This window comes from Rathayibacter sp. VKM Ac-2928 (assembly GCF_022815545.1).
GTDB lineage: Bacteria > Actinomycetota > Actinomycetes > Actinomycetales > Microbacteriaceae > Rathayibacter > Rathayibacter festucae.
Genome location: NZ_JALGRU010000001.1, coordinates 850,879 through 868,371 on the forward strand (window position 1 = coordinate 850,879; position 17,493 = coordinate 868,371).

Here is a 17,493-nt window from a genome sequence, read left to right on the forward strand (position 1 = left end):
CCGTGTCATTACTGGGAGGCGGGCCGGTCAGTCCGCAGGGAGTCCGCGGGAGCTACGACGGAGGCCTTCATCAGCCCCGCGGCGGCGGCTCTAGTGCGGTCCTCCGCGGTCGGCCAGAGGTGCGAGTAGGTCTCCAGCGTCGTCGTTGCTTTCGCGTGGCCGAGCGCGCGCTGCACTGTGACGACGTCGCAGCCGTCGGCGATGAGGCCGGACGCGTAGAAGTGTCGGCAGTCGTGGAGTCGAAAGGGCTCGACCTTCGCTCGAGCGACCGTGCTGCGCCACCAGTAGCCGACCGTGTTCTGGTGCGGAGGCTGACCGCCGCCGCCGACGAACAACCACTGCTCCTCGCCACGGACACCGATCTGCTCGACGTGACGCCCGAGGAGAAGCACGAGGTCGTCGGGTAGGTAGACGACGCGCTCGGACCCGTACTTCGGGGGCGTTACTTCGACGACACCGGCCGAGACGCGCTGCACCTGACGTCGGACGTGGAGCTGCCGGCGGAGGAAGTCGACGTCGGCGAGTTGGATCGCCGCAGCCTCTCCTAGACGCAGGCCGGCGAAGGCACAGAGCGCGACGAACGGACGGAACCACTCCTCGGCGGCGTCGATGACGGTGCCGACCTCCTCGGGCGTCGGGACGCGCATCGCGTGCTCCGCCTTGCGGCCGCGGGGGAGAGTGACGCCCTCCGACGGGTCGGCCCCGATCACGCGGTCGCGCAGCGCGCCTCGCAGGACGGCTCGGACGTTGTTTGTGCGGGTACGAATCGTCCCGGGCGCGAGGCCTTCCGCACTCATGCTCTTGATCCACGTCTCCACATGTGAGCGGCGGAGCTTCCCCAGCTCGATGTCGGCGAACGTGCAGCGGCGGACAGCGAGACTCATTGCCGTAGCGGTTCCGCGGGCCCAGACCTGACGTGTGGACCACTCCGCGAAGTAGGTAGAGAGCGTGATGCGGCCTGCCGCGGGGTCGACGTAAGTGCCGACGACGACGGTCGCGGTGACAGCATCGAGCCAGCGCTGCCCGTCGATCTTGCGGGAGAAGTGTCGAGCGTGTTCCTTGCCGTCAGCGTCCCGGTAGCGGGCGCGCCAGGTGCCATTAGGACGCTTCTGAATGCTTGCCACTGTCGAACTCCTAACCGAATCGTGCGATCGCCGCTCGGAACTCCAGATCGCTCGCCTCGGTGCGATCGACGACCTCTACCCCGCGCCAACTGTTGCTGATTGCTTCCTCCAGGAGCTCGAGACTTCGCGACGCTACGAACGGCGTCGCCATCGCTGCCAGAAGCGGGCGAAGGTTCTCGTAGGCGTCCGCGACGATCGATGAAGGGTCGGAGTTCAGCGACAGCAGCTCGTCAAGCAGGTCGTACTCCGACGGATTCACACGCAGGTACTCGCCCGTGAAGTGTTCGCCTGACGCGCTCCAGGGGTAGTCACGGTCGAGTTCCGCTGCGACAGCCTGTCTGCGCTGAAGCAACTCACGCACGGAATTTCGCACCTGATGAACAGCGTCCTCGAGAGACCGTCGGCTGTCGTGCAAGCGCGCGGTCTCCGTCGATTCGACCAGGTCCTCGACCCGGTACTCGAGGATGCGCGCGAGGACCAGCGCCTCCGCTAGGCGCAAGGTGCGCTGCTCGCCTTCGATCCTCGCGATCGTCGTTTGGTGGACCCCGGCGACGCCCGCTTCCGTCATCAGTCTCGCGACGTCGGCCTGCGAGAGCCCAGCACGATCCCGAGCCCGCTTCACGTTGCGCGCAACCGACTGATCGACCATCGCGTTGAAATTCTCTCCAGCCTGCATGACCACAATGATTGCACGTCGATCGCATTGACTGTCAACACAAACCAGCATATGCTCGGACGTGTTCGGACCGAACACACGAGAGGATCCACATGACCGAGAACAACGAGCGGCCCCGCTCGAGCCGCCTCCTCACGGTGAGGGAGGCGGCGGAGCGGATCGGGCGTACCGAAGCTTCCGTCCGCTGGCTGATCCACCAGGGCACCTTCGCGAAGACCGCTGTCGTGGGGGGTCGACGCGTCACGCGTGAGTCCGACCTCCAGGCCTGGATCGAGGCCGCATTCGCCGAGGCGTCCTGATGGGGGCTGAGCAGCTCGACGGGACGATCTCCGCTCGTCGTGACGTTCTGCGTCCCGACCAGCTCGCCGGCGCGGAGCAGACCGCCGAGTGAATCACCCCCGTCAAGAACGCGGTCTTGCTGCTGCTGCACGCGTTGGCCCGGCCACTCACGAGGAGCTCACCACGCTCCATCAGGCCGCGGAGATTAGCGAAGGTCTCCCGCACGTCCCCGGGATGTTGTTTCGCACGCAGACCTCGGAACTGCTGCACGCAGGCCTCGTGCGAGCCGCTGAGGAAAAGGGCCGATCCTGAACCGGACGCACCGCGAACTGCTGGGAGGCAGCATGACGCCTCCACGAAAGAGCGGGAGCCGTCCTGGCAGACGAACTCCCGCAACCACCCCACCCGAACCGATACCACTCAGAACGAAGGGACCACTTCGGTGACCATTCTCGCATCGCTCCAGGGCCGCGTCGAGACCGTCAACACCATCGACGAAGACGACGGCTGCATCGAGGTCGACGACTTCGTGTCCGTCCGGTCAGTTGGTTACATCGCCCCCCTCTGCCCCGTAAAGGCCCACAAGCTGGCGACCGCTTCCCTCGAGGCCGCCGACCGCGCCGAGCATCCGACGCCTGATGGATTGGCCCGACAGCGAGGTGCAGGCACCGCGCTGATCGCGGCGTTCCTCCTGTCCATGAACGTCAGCCGGACCCCGGCAGAGAAGGTGAACGACTAGTGCCCGACGCGCGACTGCCCAGCCGGTGGCAGACCGACCCCGACAGAGTCGGCCTGTCCGACGCCGCCTGGCGCATCCACTCGTGGGCGCTCATGTGGTCGAACGAGCAGTGGGCCGACGGCAGGATCCCAACTGCCGCGGTGCGCATGTTCCCCGTCGACGAGGGCGTGCTCCGTGCCGTCGCGATCGAGGAGCTCGTGACGGCGAAGCTTTGGCGGATCACCAAGGCGGGCTGGCAGATCCTCAAGTGGGACGAGACTCAGACCACGGCGGAGGAGCACGAGACGAGGCGTCAGCAGTGGCGCGATTCGAAGCGCCGGAAGCGTGCAGGCGACCGAGAACGTCCACACGATCCCGACGCCTCTATCCCCGCCGATCCTGACGCTGAAGCGGAAGAGTCCACCGTGGAGTCCACGTGGACGCGTGAGGAGGAGGAAGAGGCTGAGGAAGAGGCGAAGGATCAGGCGCAGGCCTTCGACTCTCGGACTGGTGAGGTGCAGGACCTATCTGCCTACCGGTGGAAGACGGTGGACGGTCGGCGGACGAAGGTGAGGGCGTGATGGGCGAGGTGCTCGAGTGGCCAACGCAGGTCCCGGGCCAGCCATACCGCTGGGTCCTGTGCCTTTGGACTGAGCGACCGTCGCCTCGCTGCATGTTGCATCGCACCCGGACCGGTCCGCACGGGGTGTGCGATGAGTGCGTGTCGGGGTGGCGGCAGTTGTTGGGCGCGGATCCCTCGTCGTGGAGGGTCTGCACTGAGTGCGACTTGCCGCTGCATCCGGCGGCAGAGGCGGGCGGGCACAGGATGTGTCCTTCATGCGATGTGGACATGGCGGTATCGAAGGAGGTGGTATCAGGGTGATCGATCGGAAGGGTGACGGCAGACACGACCATCCGCGAGACGCGGACCGCCCACGTCGAGGACATCAACTTCTTCCATCACCTGCTGCCCGTTGTCCTCACGCACGCCGGGCACGAGGTCGCCCTCGATGCCGCACGCGGCGCGGCACGTTCGTCTCAACAGAACCCGAGCCCGGCGCAACCTACTGGGAGGATCGATCATGACCATCGAACGCAACCAGCCTTGGCTCACCGGAACCGCCACCGACGTGACGATGCAAGCCATCGCCCCCCGCCAATTCCTTCCGGGAATCCACTACGGCGACGATCTGTGGGTCCCTGCGGGCACCGCGGTCGCTACCGACGACGGCGGGCGCACTGGCCCGTACCTCGAACCGGAAGGGGACATCGAGGCTCCGGTCCGCGGCTTCACCCTTGAGCCAATGCACATGGATCCGGGCATCGACGTCGCATGGATCGGCATCGTCGACAGCGGCGAGATCATCGTCGACAAGCTCCCCCTCCCGCAGCAGCGGAAGTTCATCGCCCGTTCGGACAGCAACCGCCGGTTCACCTACCGAGCGTCCATGAGCTGAGCTTCGAGCTCACCCGTCGCCGCGGCCGGTATCGACAGCAGGCCGACCGGCCTCGGCACTACTTCAGGCATCCAGGTCCGACAGCTCCCCATCGTTCCCGAGCACGAAACGCGGAGACTCTGCGGTAACAGTCCGAGACGCGAGCGCTGGAATCCAAACGCCGTCTTCGGAGACCATTCGATCTCCGAGATATGCACCAGCGGCGATCAGCACACGCCCACCCTCAGCAACCCGCACAGCGCCAACCTTGCCAGTGATCTCAGCGACACCGCCCTCGTCCACCAAAAGGGTCCCGACGACGTAGCCCTCGACACTCGCCTACCCGCCAGCCTGAACGAGTAAATCGCCTGTGACCATCCCCGACATTTCTGCCGCGCCACGCAAGACAGGGACTCATACATTTCCTCGGAGGCCGTCGTGGCCGCACCGTAGCCCGCCTTCCCGCTTCCCACCAGCGCACTCGCGTGGCTCTTGTGTCAGAGCGGCACGATGGTGCGCTCGCGATACCCGCAGTCCACTGTCACGCCACCCTGAACCGGGTCCCACCTGCACAGACGGCTGACAACACCCCGGACACCACTCGATCGCTACCACTCGATTCGACATGCGCGCACACCCTGGTTGACCACCGACACTAGCCCCGGACAATCAGCGGGAGAGAGGTACCCTCCACCGGTCTGAGGCTCCCGCTTCGCGTCCTGCTGGTCGCGGTGCGCGCGTCAGGGGGTCTTCGTTCAGGGGCAGGATACGGTTCCTAGCAGCCGAGACAAGGCCGAGCTGATCATCGGGCTACCCCCTCAACCCGCGCGCACCGCGTATGGCAGAACGCGGAGCGGGCCGGAGCGAACGGGGGAGGGGGGTCCCCGCCCCCGTCGGCAGGAGACATGCTCGATCTGTCGAGGATGTGCTACCTGGCCAGGCCGCTCCGGCAACCCGCGACAGATCAAAGCTGTGGTCGGGGAGCTCGTCTAAGGCGGTGCCCGCGTTCTCGTCTTCGCGATCCCCGCCCGCAGACGCGGCCAACCGATCGCGTACGAAGGGCGCTACCTGATGCGGTCATGCGAGAGCCCGGTAGCGATGCCGCAACATCAGCTCGGCGCGATTTTCTTGGTACCAAACGGTGGACCAATGGAACGCATCATCGGGGCTCGACGAGCATGGTGTCTACGAGCTTCTCGACGTCGGCGGCCTGTACCGCCGCATGACCTGGGCCATCCCAAGCGCCCGCCTCAGTTGCATCAGTGACCTCCTAGCGTGCAAGCTGATCGCTCGAGAGCTCGACGGCACCTACTCGATCCCTTTGAAGACGGCCGTCATCGTTGGCAAGAGCCTCGCGGCCTTCGACGGACTGGCGTTGCGGCGCGTGCGCGTGATCAAGTACGCCACGGCCGGCCGCGTCACCGCAACGTACGCGCACTTCGTGGAGCAGGGCTAGCTGCTCACGTGTGAGAGCATTCTGACGCTGCCCCAGAGCTTGCTTCCTGTTGACGAGTCGATCGAACAAGGCTTGCGAAGCATCCGACCTGTCTATTCGCCCAAGGCGTTACGAGAGTTCCTCGCGAGCGCCTTGGTTCATCAGGATTTCGACGAGCACACCACCCGAACGGTGATAGAGATCTTCTCTGACCGCATGGAGATTCGCAACCGCGGCGAGCCGATTATCGATGTCACGAGGTTCGTAGACGAGACCCGTGCTCGCAATCCCGATCTGGCTGAAGCAATGCGTCATGCCGGCATATGCGAGGTTCGAGGGAGTGGGGTCGACTGCGCGCTCGAACAAATTGAGGACCTCCTTCGACCAGCACCTCGATTCAGAGCAGAGTGCGGTGCGACAACCATTCTTCTCTTCGCGGCCTCGGATTTTTCAAGCATGACGATCAAAGATCGTGTCTGGTCTGCGTTCCTGCATTGCTGCCTGCGGCACCAAAGTGGGCAGCGGTTAACGAACGCGAGTCTACGGACTCGCTTCGGGCTACCAGACAATAAGGCGACTCTGGTGTCACACACGATCGCAGCGGCGGTCGAGCGACGACTTATCCTTCTCGATCCTCGCGCGGGAAGTTCGAAGCGTAACGCTGCCTACGTCCCATTCTTCACTTAACCTAAGCCTCGGGTGCGAGAGGCAGCTCGAACAGTGAGGATCTACTACTTGCTTATCTGAACTGCATGTTTGGCGATCTGCTTGAGGACACGAGAGTCGGATGAGCGGCCTCATTTGCATCGCCCCATGTCTCCAGAACGAACTCGTCGCGGAAGTGCGGTCGTGCTTCCTCGTACCAAGGGGCCTGTACGCGTCAAAACAGGTCGACGAATCCGTCAATATCCGTGATGCGGGAGCCAGCCGGCCTGTCAATGATAGGTCCGTAGCTTAGCCACGAAACAAGCCACATTTTGACCCTGCTGTCCAGTAAATTCCAGGAGCTCGAAGGCATCCTCGAGGATCGCGACCTGGCGCCCCAACGAGATCTGCGCAGCGATCGCAGATCTAGCACCTGAGAGTTATTATGTCGCGACAGCGCCACGACGGACAGGACATGCGCAGGGTCAGCGAACAGCGTGGGGTTTACGTGTACGACGACCGACCCAGCAGATACTCTGCGGCAGCACCAACCCGACCGAAGCAAGCCGCCGCGCCTGCAGCTGGTCGCTGGTGAAGGTCTGCAGGGCGGTCCGTGCTTCGTGGTGGCGGGCCTGGTACAGCCTCTCCTCTAGAGCACTATGGAGGCCGATGTGAGGGGAGTCCGCGCCACGTGGTGTGGTGGTCATCGCCGTCGTCTAACCCCAGAAGCGAGAGGCTGCCCTACAGCGGACACTCAAGCGGCGATTCTGTTCCAGTAGCCACGGAAAGGTGCAACGGTGCTCCGCCAACGCGCAGAGCCGCGCTGGATGGGCGATGAGGGGCGCCGAGCGTCAACCTACTCGGCGCAGGCGTCGCGCGGCAGCAGACTGATTGCTCACGCGTCGAGCCCAAAGTGTTCGGCGGCGGAGATCTGCTGCCGCAGAATGGTCTAGCGTTTGAGTGAAGACTAGGGGGCGTTCGAAGATGATTTTGAAGTGGCTGGCGGCGGTGGTCTGCGGAAGTTCCGCATTGATCTTCGTCGCACTCGCATGGAACCTCTGGGGGCCCAGCGACCGAGGTATGACGGCTTTTTGGCTGTTGTTGTTTCTCGTCGCTGGCATTACATATTATTACTGTCGCCTGAATGAGCGGACTCGCACGCGAGCGCCAAAATACGGATTGCCTGGTTATAGCGAGCCGCTCGCCCAGTCGCTCGACAGGTGGGTTTCACCGGCGGGAATCCACAAGCTGAGCTCGGGCCAGATGGACCTTTTCGTAGGTTGCGCGATTAATCCACTAGGTCACTTTCTGAGAATCTCTGAGCTGGTATCAGAAAGTCATACTTCGATCATCGTCGAGTCAACGTTCAGTGTCCGCGTGGACCAGTTTCAGGACGTGGCGAAGGACGAGGAAGTCAAAGGCCCAAGAGGAGACCTGGTCGTGCCCCTCATTTTCCCCAGACGAGGGGTGCTTTTGAATGGGCTGAGGGCTTTCGGTCCAGGCGATAAGCGAATATCGACGCTGCCCTACGACGACGTGATTACGTTTGAGATGGCCGTCATGCGAGCTCTTGCATTTCATTATTCCGACGGCTTCTTCAGCGCCTACGTTTCACGTATTGAGCCGTCTGTGGCTCACGTTCTCGGGGCTCCAAGGGATGACCAGGAAGAACTGTTAGAAGCAATACTCGAGCAGATCGTCGAAGTGGCAGCTGGACAAACACCGAAAAATGAGTCGGCAGGTCAATTCATCCAGACTCTTCTCGACCTTATTGCTCGCGTCTGGAATGTGCATCCCGTCTGCGTGGCAGTTTCTACCGAGGAAGCTCGTAAGTTGGAGTGGCCAAGCGCGTTACGGTTCAAAATCGAGCAACGCGTGGTTCGTCCTATCGATGCCGATGTTCGGAACGTGAAGTCCAAGCTTGCGGCACGAATCGCCAACTTTTTCAACAGGCGGCTCGAGCATCTTCGATTGTTCTTCGGTGTACGTCCGGGGCGAATCTACTTCGAGATTGGCAATTCTCGGCAGGCGTTGAGCTACCACCTACAGATCGAGGGTCCAGGGGGCACCTTCCTGGCGTCCCCCGGAATTTATGGCGATGAAGCCGAGATTATGAAACTAAAGGGTGACCTTAGTCCTGTCGCGGGGCAGCGACGGCTTCACGCCTACTTTCGGCAGGAGCCGAAACCTCGTAAGGAGCTCAGGTGGGACGCTGAAGGGTACGAACGACCGCGGCGCCCCCGACGCATCTTCGTCTCTGCAAACTTCGAAGAACGCTCGCCGGGTTCGCTGGCGTCTCCGACGTTCTCAGCGGTCGCTGCGTTCGTGGTGATCGGTTCGATCGCCCTTCGGCACACCTCGACCGAGCAGGACTCGACGCTGGGTAGCGACCTTCCGCTCATCGGCCTTCTGCTGGCCGTACCTGTGGCTGTGGCGGCGATGTCGGGGTTCGACGTCAACAAGGATCATCGCCGTCCAAGCATGGTGGCGCGTGCGGTGCCCCTGGCGACGATGGTTTTTGCCCTCGTCGGGGTGCTTCTCGTGATTCTTCAAGCCAGGGAAGCTACGTTGGATACGTTTAACCCTGACCAGAGCTGGCTGGGCCTGACCGCTGCCGCGGGGATTAACGTGGTGGTCGCGGCGGGTAGCTGGTTCGGTCGGGTCCGACAGGAACACCGTCTGATGATGAGGTCGGCGAGGAGAGGGCATGAGCAAGAAGAAACGACTGGGCGCCACACGCAACCGTGAGGCGCATGGCGAGCAGCGAGTCGAGAGCTCCAACGACTGGTTTTCGGAGAGCATCTTCCGTGCAGGAAGAGTAATTGAGAATTTGTCGGAACCCATCGGGGATGGCTACAGCAGCTATGACCGCGACCGGCTGATCAGCGCAACGCGGGACGCGTATGTCCCGTTTCCGACTGGCTGAGAGTTGAGGCATGGGGTGGCGAACTGGGCTTCGCCACCAGGCGCCCCGGGCGCTGACTCGGCAAGGAACTGAGAGCCGGGTTGCCACGGGTTGGGTTTCGCGCAGCTCGCACGGAATTCATCGAAGCGGGTGCAGGGCGGGCCCACGAAACCCTGTGACGAACTCGGATCTGGCCTCCTGCACATCGTCGGAGTTGAGTCGATTTGGGTCGACCTTGCGCAGGTGGCAGGCGCCTACCGAAGTTTTAGGGCGGCGATGGCTTGTGCGGAAGCCGCAACCCGCCGCGACGCGAGGACGCCGCAGCGGGCTTAGGTCCGGGGCTGGCAGGCGCACGAGATGTTTGGGCGGGCTTAGATTTCGGAGTCTGGTCGCGCTCCCCGCTTCGAGGCTGCGGGCGGCCCTCGACTGGTGGCGTGTACGCACGGTTCGCTGGCGTGTGGAGAACTGGAGTCGGCAACAACTAGCTCTCATCGCGCAGATCGAGGGCCGGCTCGGTGATCAACCGCTGCCCTAGATTCCGCGCGTAGACGATGGGTCGGTTGTGGATGCGCAGCAGCCGGGAAAGTTCGAATGCGGGCGCTGGTCGAGGGAGGGGTGGTGGCCCCCGGATCAGCGGCCGGCCGTAGGCTCACGGCCATGACAGAGGAGCTGCAGCTGATCCCGTCGACACTGACCGCCGACGGGTACTACGTACCTCCGACATGGTCGGGCGGGCGGGTGACAGAGACGGAGCGCGGCCGCGCGGTCACCCTGTGGTGGTGTCTGCGCGCTGCGGAGTCGCGGGCGGCCGAGTCGGGGAAGGAGAATGTCGGATTCGCTGTGTGGTCCGCGGCTGTCGAGGCAGTGTGGTGGATCGTCGCGCTCGAGGACGGGCTGATCGACATGTGTGGTGACGAGCGGTGGAAGCGGCTGCTGCGTGGTTCGCCGGATGACCAAGTGCTACGCGGCCTCCGTTGGCTTTGACACCGGCACGCGCATGACGTCATGGTCACCGCCTCGGGAGGACCCGTCCGCGACTTTTATGGCCGCGATAAGAAGCCCGGCGAGAAACACGTGTTCTTCCTGCCTCCGTCGCCCCTCTGGAAGCCGCTCGAAGGAGTGGACGCACAGCGGGATCTCGGTCCTGGCATGCGACCGTTCTCAGCGACTCACGTCGCAGGGCGTCCACTGACCCGACCGATCTTTGACTACGTCGACTGGCTGGCGACTGTCTTCGAAGCCTCGGGGCTGAACCGGACGTGCCCGAAGATCCGACGGTTTTCGGGTAGCGCGGCCATTCGTTCACGTCGCGCGTCCGCCGTGGAGTGCGAACGTGCACAGCAAGAAGCGAATCGATTAGTGCCGGCCAGTGGGCTGCCGGGCTCTGCCGGATGCCACTGCGGGAGCGGACCGAAGACGCCGAATCAGCCGATGCGTCAGGCGTAGGGGAGAGGTGGTGTGCCGCCCGGGTGTTGCTGCCATCAGACGGGGGCGGGGAACCTAGAACGAACCGGCTCAGTGCCAGGTTCGCCAAGCGTCCCGCGCGATCCCGCCTCCTTGGCGTCCTTCGACATCACCGCGATCTAGTTCGTCGTCTCCCCTTTTACGCAGCAGGGGAAGCGTCGTCGCGAGCCTGGAGCTTGCATCTATCACAGTGCCGAGCGCCGTAGCGCTTCAGAGGCATCGAGGCGTCTGTGGATGAGGGAGAGCGTGCCTAGGACATCGAGGGCGTCGTGTTCCGTCAGTACCCACTCGATCCGGGGCTCGTGCGCTGCGGGATTCCGAAACGCACTGAACAGCCCCTTCGCGAGGTTGCCGACGCCGGTCTGCTCATCGCGTTGCGTCCGCGTTTGAAGCGAGTTGATCCGAAGCTGCGGGTTTGGCCCGCTCATCGTCACGTCGATGAGCTTGTACCCGTCGGCGTCGACACCCGTCATCTGGCGGATGCGGCTTCCCAACCCTTTGATGGCCTCGAACACCGCCTCGTAGTAGTCCTTCCTGAGCAGCTCAGGACGACAGTAGGTGAGCACTTTGTCATGCGCGCCTCGTCGCACGAGCAGCGCTTGGAGGCGATCAGTGCGATCGAGAGCGTCGTCTACGGTCCGCGTCTCAACAACTCGAGCCACCTGGCCGTCCTCCCGAACCTTGAAGCCAGCGAGAGACAGCACCTGATTCAGCTCATCACGGGTGCGTCGAGCGGCCTCCGCCCTAGAGATGGTCCGGTCCGGCTCCATCGAAGCTCGAATCAACGCAAGCAGGGCATTGCCAGTCTGGGTCTTAACCTGATTGGCGCTCACCGCATGCGCGAGCCGCCGCCACTTCGTGACCGCTTCACCGGGATCCTGACGCAACGGGACTTCCGCCCTGATCCGAGTGAGCTCCGTACCCGTGTACAGCTCGGCCAGCAGCCTGCATGTCTGCTCGAGAACCCCAGCGGAGAACGGTGCATGCGTCGTCGGCACTTCAAGCTCCTTGGTTCAGCGTCGCACCATCCTAGATGCCAGCTCCGCGTCATCGACAGGCCTGCGGCGATTCAGACGAGCAGCGAAAGCCTGTACCTAATTGAGTTTCAGTGGGCCAGCTCAAGGCACCCCTTGCGGCCGGTCGGCTGCGGTAGGGTCACGCTGGTGGAACACCGTCGTTCGGGCGATTGGATGGAGCAAACATGAGCATATTCTCCGGCATTGGGGCTGGCGACCTTTCCGAAACCACACTTGATCCGAAGCGACTGTTTCGCGTACTCCCTAAACCGAAAAAGTCCAAGTTTGTATTTCCGCACGACATTCAGACGGAGGTCTGGGACGCGTGGTTCGACCGCCGCGCTGAGGCTGACTTAGTCGTCAAAATGAATACCGGAAGCGGAAAGACGGTGATCGGACTTCTTGTCGCGCGCAGCTCGCTAAACGAAGGGGTGGGCCCTGCCGTCTATTTAGTGCCGAATCTCCAACTGCAGGAGCAAGTCACCGAAACGGCGACGGAGCTAGGTCTGCGGTGGACCGATGATCCAATGGACGCCGCATTCAGGCAGGGCAACTCAATTCTCATCACTACAGCCCAAAAGATTTTCAACGGAAAGACCAAATTTGGCTTAGAGGGCAGCGGCTCTACTATGGAAGTTGGCACGATCGTAATCGACGATGCTCATGCTTGCATCCCCATTATCGAAGATCAGTTCTCGCTGCGCCTGAAGAGGAAAACTGCGGCCTACAAGACGCTTCTTGAGCGCTTTGATGGGCCATTGAAAGAGCAGTCCCTAAGCGGGTGGACATCTATTAAGAAAAACGACGGCATCCAGGCCGTTCCGGTCCCATATTGGTCGTGGGAGGACAGCCTGACGGAGTCCTACGCCGCTCTAAATTCAGTCACGCATGACGATGAAGAGAGCCACAAATTTAAGTGGCCGCTGATCAAGAACAACCTCCGGCTGTGTGAAGTGGCTTTCACATCTCAAGAAGTTGAGGTGCGGCTACCTTATCCGGATTTGGCCATAGTTCCGTCATTCTTGCTCGCGAAGCGACGAATTTACATGACTGCCACTCTCGCAGACGATAGCATTCTGACATCCAGAATGAAGGTCGACGCAACGTGTGTTACGAATCCGATTGTCCCGGCATCTGCCAGCGATATTGGTGACCGAATTATTTTGACACCAGTTGAGACGAGCCGGGCTGTATCGACGAACGATGTCATGAAATCGGCCGCTAGTTGGTCCGAGAAGGTGAACGTTGTTGTACTTACACCCTCCCGCACGCGCGCGGACGAGTGGAAGCACCTGACAACGGAGATTCACCAGAAGGAAACAGTCAAGGATGTCGTGAAGCGACTGAAGGCTGGCCACGTTGGTTTGGTTGTTTTAATAGCACGGTACGACGGTGTAGATTTGCCGGCAGATGCATGTCGAGTTCTCGTCATTGATGGCCTGCCGGAAAGGTACAACGCTCAAGATCTGGTGGAAGCTGCGGCTATTCGTGGGACAGGGGCCATGAGCAGCGAGCAGAGCCAGCGGATAGAGCAGGGAATGGGGCGCGGAGTTCGCGCCACCGATGACTACTGCGCAGTCATTTTACTTGACCCTCGACTCGTTGGGCGCCTATATTCGCAATCTGATCTGAGCATGCTTTCGCCTGGAACGCGTGCCCAGTACCAGCTTTCTAGCAGTTTTGCGGCTGGGGGGAGCGGTAAGTCGATCGAATTCTTCGACGAAGCGATCAAGGCATTCCTGGCCCGAGATTCGGCTTGGACGGCCGCAAGTAAGGATGCGGTAGACGGACTTGTCTATACGGCGCTCGAGACGATTGACCCGCTTGTCTTAGCCGAACGTAACGCGTTCGCACTCGCTCTGTTGGGAAGGTATGAGGATGCCGCTGATGCACTGAGAACACAGTTTGACGCGATTTCCGACTCCCGCTACCGAGGTTGGATCAAGCAGCGTGCAGCGAGTTACCTTCACAAAACCGACCCCTCGGCTGCGCGTCAATTGCAGAGCCAAGCTCGCATCGATAGCAACTTTATCTTGAAAGTGCCTGATGGTGTGAAGGCCAAACCGCTCAAGGATGCCGGCAACCAGGCAATAGCAGCGGCAAAGCATTTATTGGAGACATATCCAACGTTCATTGAATTGCAGATCGCAGTTGAAGGCTTACTGTTAGACCTTACTCCATCTGAGGAGAAGAATAGTCACAAGAAGTTCGAAGCGTCGCTCGCGGAGATCGGTCGGGTGATTGGGTTGAGCTCATCCCGGCCTGACTCTGAAACCGGGATTGGTCCAGATAATTTGTGGGCCCTCGGCAATGGACGATTCTGGGTCATTGAATGTAAAAGCGAGGCTACCGCTAATCAGGTTTCTCGCGAATATCTTGAGCAGCTCTCGCACTCGGCGGATTGGTTCGAGCGGGAGTATGACATGACGGCCATGACCTATCTACCAGTGATGATTCATCCTTCTAGATTGCCAATGTGGGACGCCGTCCCGCGACAATCCGCGAAGTGCATGACCTTCGACAGGCTTCAAAGCTTCCGTGAATCCGTCCAGAAGTTCATATCGGCAATTGGGACCGCGAAGAGTTATGTCGATGTCGAGGTCGTGAAGGGAGGACTCGCCGAGTTCGGTTTGGTCGCCTCTAGTCTCGAAAGTCGATGGACCGCCGTCTTCAAGGCTTCGGCGCATAAATAGCTGGAAACACCTACCCGCTTAGCAAGCTCGCATTTTCTCACGCGAGCTCAGCGCATCCATGACCGGGTAGGCCTCCTCCGCGCCCCGCGTGCCCTTCGATCGAGTCCGTCGACGCACCCGCCAGCCGGGGTTGCGCAGATTGTCCTGGCCCGTGCCGTTCTTTGGGTCAGGCGATGGACACGGCACCTCGGTCCGCAACGAGTCCGCAAGCACGCCAATCAACGCAGCGTCGCAGCGACCAGCGACTATTGCGAAATCCACGAAGCTACGCGGATATTGATCACCCGCGACGCCCGTCTGCCATGAGGCCAATGTTCAGGAGTGACTGATGAGCGACGAAGAACGTACTCCGATACCGGAGGAACTGCGAGAGGAGTGGAAGCACCTCGCCTTGATCTCACGGGCTCTGGGTCACGCCCTAGCAGCAAGACCTACCCCGTTACCTGGAAGCTCGCTCGAGTTCGCTGACGACCTCTACCAGTCAGAGGTGGTCAGTCAGTGGTCTCGCGAGATGCTGAACTCTGCGATTGATCACTTTCAAGCTTGGGCTGACGTCTTTGTTCCCTTGCAGCAGTTCGAAGGCCAAGTAGTTATCCACCGCGGCCACCGTTGGTACTTCACGTTCGTCCGAGCCATTCTCGAAGGCGCGTCGCAAAGCCTTTGGCTCCTTAGCGTGCCGAACGCGCAAGTCGCCGTCGCTCGCCTGCTGGTAGCGGTGCGACACGATCTCGAGGAGGAGAGGAAGGCGCTGGCATTACTCGGAATGGACACCTCGTCCGTCGTCGAACGGCTTGCGCGACACGCGGCAGCGGCGGAGGCGTTCGCCGAGTTCGAGACCCCCAGGGCGAAGCTGCCGGCGATGGTTGACCTGATCGCCAATGCGGCTCGCAAGGAGGGGTTGTCGCCTGATCGCCTCGTAGCTGACTGGCGCTTGAGTAGTGCGGCAGCGCACGGGAAGCTCTGGGCAAGACCCCACCTGCAGGTCGCTGTGAAGTCAGCAGAGTGGCGGCCCGGTCAGTACCTGCAGTCGACGCACGTTGACCTTCAGGCGCTCGCGGACATGCTGAACCGCGCTTCGAGTCTCCTCAATCGCGCTGTTCTGCGTTATTTGACCCACAGCGGCGAGGCGAATCCACTCCCGCTGATGCGGGATGCGATCCTCAAGAGCGCACGCGCGACTCCGACCGTCGGCGGACCTGAAGCTCTGGAGAAGCTGATAGCTACGCTTCCGAAGTTGCCGTCCTAGCTGGATGGCGTAAGCGTGGCCGCCCACCCCCTCCAGGAGGTAGGGGCGGCGACCCCGTGGGATAGCGCCGATCTCTCCCTGGCATTTCTTTCCAAAAGAAGCTGAGGACATCGCTGGGCGAGCCTTTCTGTGGGGCGGAGGCCGACGACCGTCGATTCGTGAGCCCTGGTGACCGCGTAACGTTGAGGTCGCCTCCTTGAACGAAGGGTGATGAATGCGAGATGCGAGGACAGAGCTGGGGATGGGTCGCACCGAGTGGTTCCGACTCCCAACCTCCTGGCTACCATTGCTCCACTTCCTGCGCGCTCGGCCTAGGCCGGTCTCCGTGTATTGCGGCGCTGTGGCGACGGGTGAAGAGGCGTACTCAGTCGCGATTCTGCTCGAGCACCACGGCATCCCTGGCCGCGTAATAGCGACGGACATCGATCTCGAGCTGATCGCTATCGCCCGGCGGGGCGTCACCGCCCGACTTGACTTGGTGCAAGCGGCGCAGTCCGCGGTCGAGGCAGGCGTGCTTCGGCCGATGCAGCTCCTCGACTACTTCGAGGAGAAGGCCGGGGAGTGGCGCCCTTCCCCAGCGGTCCGTCGACGCGTGACGTTCGACGTTGCCGACCTCCGAGACTGCGAAATCCCGTCGGCGGACGTCGTCCTCGTCCGGAATGTGTGGCGCTACCTCGGCGATGACGGCCGGAAGAGCCTCCACGAGCGCCTCCTGCGCCTTCCCAGCGGAATCGTCCTGAGCGTCGGCGGCGGGGATCTCATCGATGAGGAGCAACGGCCGACCGGACTCGAGAAGCAATTGACCGGCTTCCGAGCCGGTTCCGCATGTCTGTTTGTTCGGGAGTAGGCCCCTCGCGTCAGCGTGACGATGGTCGCGCCGACGACGGGCGGATGCCGCACTCCTAGACCCCCATGTCGATGATCTCCCAACGATCACTCCGGGTGAGTGGAAGGTCGCAGACCGGACCGAGGACCTCGGTAAATTCGTTTCGTGCGGTGTCAGGGGCTGCCGACATTCGTCTGCGTGGCTCGAGGCGGCTGGGTCCTTGGTAGGGGGGGAACACGCTGTGGGATGCGGCTGATGCGTTTCTAGCCCGGTGACGACATGTTCGGGAACCAGCTGACCCTAGCCCGCTCGACCAATCGCGGCGACGTCGCCGCCCCGCGCAAGGATCGTCGAGAGCATGGCTGACCCGCCGGTGGCGGCCTCCGAGGGGCGAGCCCCTGCCGGCTGAATCGTCGCGCTACGCGTGTCAAGCGCTTCCCGGGCTGCGGGCCCCGAGCCAAGTTCATCCGATCGTCTCCCTGCCCTCGATGCGCTGCACCTGATTCGCACGATCGATAGAGGACGTCTCCATGAAGACTTTGGTTCATACCGGCGGCTTCGTCGCCCTCGAGGACGAGACTGCGGCGGCTGTCGTCCGTTACTCACTCCCCCTCTCGGAGCTCCGACGGATGGGCACCGTCACTTTCGACGACGGGAGGCATCCCGAGACGCGCTCTCAGGTGCTTATCGTCGTCGGGCTCGGCGTACCGCTCTCAGTGCATGGGATCTGTGGCCCTGATGACACCCTCAAGCGCGGCGATTCGCGAGCGGACATCGACGCTCATGCAGAGCAAGCAGAGCATCCCGACTTCGTTGCTACCGGGCTCAGCCTGTTCGAGGCCACGAACGTGGCGTATGACGTCGAGTTCGACTTCGAGCTGCTGCGAGCTTGGGGCAACCCGTGCAGTGACGATCAGTGCTCATGGGTTGATGCCGTCGATGACGGATCTGGAGTGGCTGGAGCGTCGCCTCGATGACACGGTCGCTGTGGCCGAAAGAGCGGTTGCGATCCTGCACCGCCACTATCGCA

16 protein-coding genes are annotated in these 17,493 nt (G+C 62.1%); 13 read left to right on the forward strand and 3 right to left on the reverse strand.

Features of this window, described 5'->3' with window-relative positions; all coding sequences use genetic code 11:
• Positions 1–8: 8 nt before the first annotated feature.
• Together MT350_RS20365 and MT350_RS04065 are read right to left on the reverse strand one after the other, a co-directional pair.
• Complete coding sequence (locus tag MT350_RS20365) at positions 9–1,124, reverse strand: site-specific integrase (RefSeq protein ID WP_243615409.1); 1,116 nt, start codon at positions 1,122–1,124, stop codon at positions 9–11.
• Positions 1,125–1,134: 10 nt separating this feature from the next.
• Positions 1,135–1,800 carry a helix-turn-helix transcriptional regulator gene (locus tag MT350_RS04065; protein WP_243615410.1) on the reverse strand — a complete coding sequence of 222 codons (666 nt, stop codon included), beginning with the start codon at positions 1,798–1,800 and terminating at the stop codon, positions 1,135–1,137.
• Positions 1,801–1,892: 92 nt separating this feature from the next.
• On the opposite strand from MT350_RS04065, the gene MT350_RS04070 reads away from it, so the two are divergent.
• From MT350_RS04070 to MT350_RS04105, 9 genes are all read left to right on the forward strand, one after another.
• A complete protein-coding gene (locus MT350_RS04070; RefSeq protein ID WP_243615411.1) occupies positions 1,893–2,099 on the forward strand; it encodes an AlpA family transcriptional regulator in 207 nt (68 codons plus the stop codon).
• 422 nt (positions 2,100–2,521) lie between these two features.
• Positions 2,522–2,818, forward strand: coding sequence for a hypothetical protein (locus tag MT350_RS04075; RefSeq protein ID WP_243615412.1), 297 nt, complete (start codon positions 2,522–2,524; stop codon positions 2,816–2,818).
• A complete protein-coding gene (locus MT350_RS04080) occupies positions 2,818–3,378 on the forward strand; it encodes a hypothetical protein (protein ID WP_243615413.1) in 561 nt (186 codons plus the stop codon). The genes MT350_RS04075 and MT350_RS04080 overlap by 1 nt, the downstream gene beginning before the upstream one ends.
• 501 nt (positions 3,379–3,879) lie before the next feature.
• Complete coding sequence (locus tag MT350_RS04085; RefSeq protein ID WP_243615414.1) at positions 3,880–4,254, forward strand: hypothetical protein; 375 nt, start codon at positions 3,880–3,882, stop codon at positions 4,252–4,254.
• A 1,120-nt stretch (positions 4,255–5,374) separates the two neighbouring features.
• The gene (locus MT350_RS04090; protein ID WP_243615415.1) at positions 5,375–5,689 is read left to right on the forward strand and encodes a hypothetical protein; all 315 of its coding nucleotides are present in this window, start codon (positions 5,375–5,377) and stop codon (positions 5,687–5,689) included.
• 171 nt (positions 5,690–5,860) lie between these two features.
• Positions 5,861–6,355, forward strand: a complete 495-nt coding sequence (locus MT350_RS20580) for an ATP-binding protein (protein WP_374206634.1) — start codon at positions 5,861–5,863, stop codon at positions 6,353–6,355.
• A gap of 942 nt (positions 6,356–7,297) precedes the next feature.
• Positions 7,298–9,061: a hypothetical protein gene (locus tag MT350_RS04095; RefSeq protein WP_243615416.1), complete on the forward strand. Its 1,764-nt coding sequence runs from the start codon at positions 7,298–7,300 to the stop codon at positions 9,059–9,061.
• The gene (locus MT350_RS04100; protein WP_243615417.1) at positions 9,021–9,239 is read left to right on the forward strand and encodes a hypothetical protein; all 219 of its coding nucleotides are present in this window, start codon (positions 9,021–9,023) and stop codon (positions 9,237–9,239) included. Before MT350_RS04095 ends, MT350_RS04100 begins: the two co-directional genes overlap by 41 nt.
• A 636-nt stretch (positions 9,240–9,875) precedes the next feature.
• Positions 9,876–10,202: a hypothetical protein gene (locus tag MT350_RS04105; protein ID WP_243615418.1), complete on the forward strand. Its 327-nt coding sequence runs from the start codon at positions 9,876–9,878 to the stop codon at positions 10,200–10,202.
• Between the two features lie 665 nt (positions 10,203–10,867).
• Here the strand turns inward: MT350_RS04105 and MT350_RS04110 are convergent.
• On the reverse strand, positions 10,868–11,680 hold the full coding sequence (locus MT350_RS04110) for a TIGR02391 family protein (protein ID WP_243615419.1): 813 nt from the start codon (positions 11,678–11,680) through the stop codon (positions 10,868–10,870).
• A gap of 203 nt (positions 11,681–11,883) precedes the next feature.
• On the opposite strand from MT350_RS04110, the gene MT350_RS04115 reads away from it, so the two are divergent.
• From MT350_RS04115 to MT350_RS04130, 4 genes are all read left to right on the forward strand, one after another.
• On the forward strand, positions 11,884–14,391 hold the full coding sequence (locus MT350_RS04115) for a DEAD/DEAH box helicase (RefSeq protein ID WP_243615420.1): 2,508 nt from the start codon (positions 11,884–11,886) through the stop codon (positions 14,389–14,391).
• Positions 14,392–14,719: 328 nt separating this feature from the next.
• Positions 14,720–15,637 carry a hypothetical protein gene (locus MT350_RS04120; RefSeq protein ID WP_243615421.1) on the forward strand — a complete coding sequence of 306 codons (918 nt, stop codon included), beginning with the start codon at positions 14,720–14,722 and terminating at the stop codon, positions 15,635–15,637.
• A gap of 241 nt (positions 15,638–15,878) precedes the next feature.
• The gene (locus MT350_RS04125) at positions 15,879–16,484 is read left to right on the forward strand and encodes a CheR family methyltransferase (RefSeq protein WP_279396240.1); all 606 of its coding nucleotides are present in this window, start codon (positions 15,879–15,881) and stop codon (positions 16,482–16,484) included.
• Positions 16,485–16,993: 509 nt separating this feature from the next.
• The gene (locus MT350_RS04130; protein WP_243615423.1) at positions 16,994–17,440 is read left to right on the forward strand and encodes a hypothetical protein; all 447 of its coding nucleotides are present in this window, start codon (positions 16,994–16,996) and stop codon (positions 17,438–17,440) included.
• Positions 17,441–17,493: the final 53 nt, after the last annotated feature.

What these genes read in the sequence shown, in the direction of transcription:
- MT350_RS04065 (WP_243615410.1), bottom strand. Translation starts at nt 1,800, where the DNA reads ATGCAGGCTGGAGAGAATTTCAACGCGATGGTCGATCAGTCGGTTGCG.
- MT350_RS04070 (WP_243615411.1), top strand. Translation starts at nt 1,893, where the DNA reads ATGACCGAGAACAACGAGCGGCCCCGCTCGAGCCGCCTCCTCACGGTG.
- MT350_RS04085 (WP_243615414.1), top strand. Translation starts at nt 3,880, where the DNA reads ATGACCATCGAACGCAACCAGCCTTGGCTCACCGGAACCGCCACCGAC.
- MT350_RS04095 (WP_243615416.1), top strand. Translation starts at nt 7,298, where the DNA reads ATGATTTTGAAGTGGCTGGCGGCGGTGGTCTGCGGAAGTTCCGCATTG.
- MT350_RS04100 (WP_243615417.1), top strand. Translation starts at nt 9,021, where the DNA reads ATGAGCAAGAAGAAACGACTGGGCGCCACACGCAACCGTGAGGCGCAT.
- MT350_RS04105 (WP_243615418.1), top strand. Translation starts at nt 9,876, where the DNA reads ATGACAGAGGAGCTGCAGCTGATCCCGTCGACACTGACCGCCGACGGG.
- MT350_RS04115 (WP_243615420.1), top strand. Translation starts at nt 11,884, where the DNA reads ATGAGCATATTCTCCGGCATTGGGGCTGGCGACCTTTCCGAAACCACA.
- MT350_RS04120 (WP_243615421.1), top strand. Translation starts at nt 14,720, where the DNA reads ATGAGCGACGAAGAACGTACTCCGATACCGGAGGAACTGCGAGAGGAG.
- MT350_RS04125 (WP_279396240.1), top strand. Translation starts at nt 15,879, where the DNA reads ATGGGTCGCACCGAGTGGTTCCGACTCCCAACCTCCTGGCTACCATTG.
- MT350_RS04130 (WP_243615423.1), top strand. Translation starts at nt 16,994, where the DNA reads ATGAAGACTTTGGTTCATACCGGCGGCTTCGTCGCCCTCGAGGACGAG.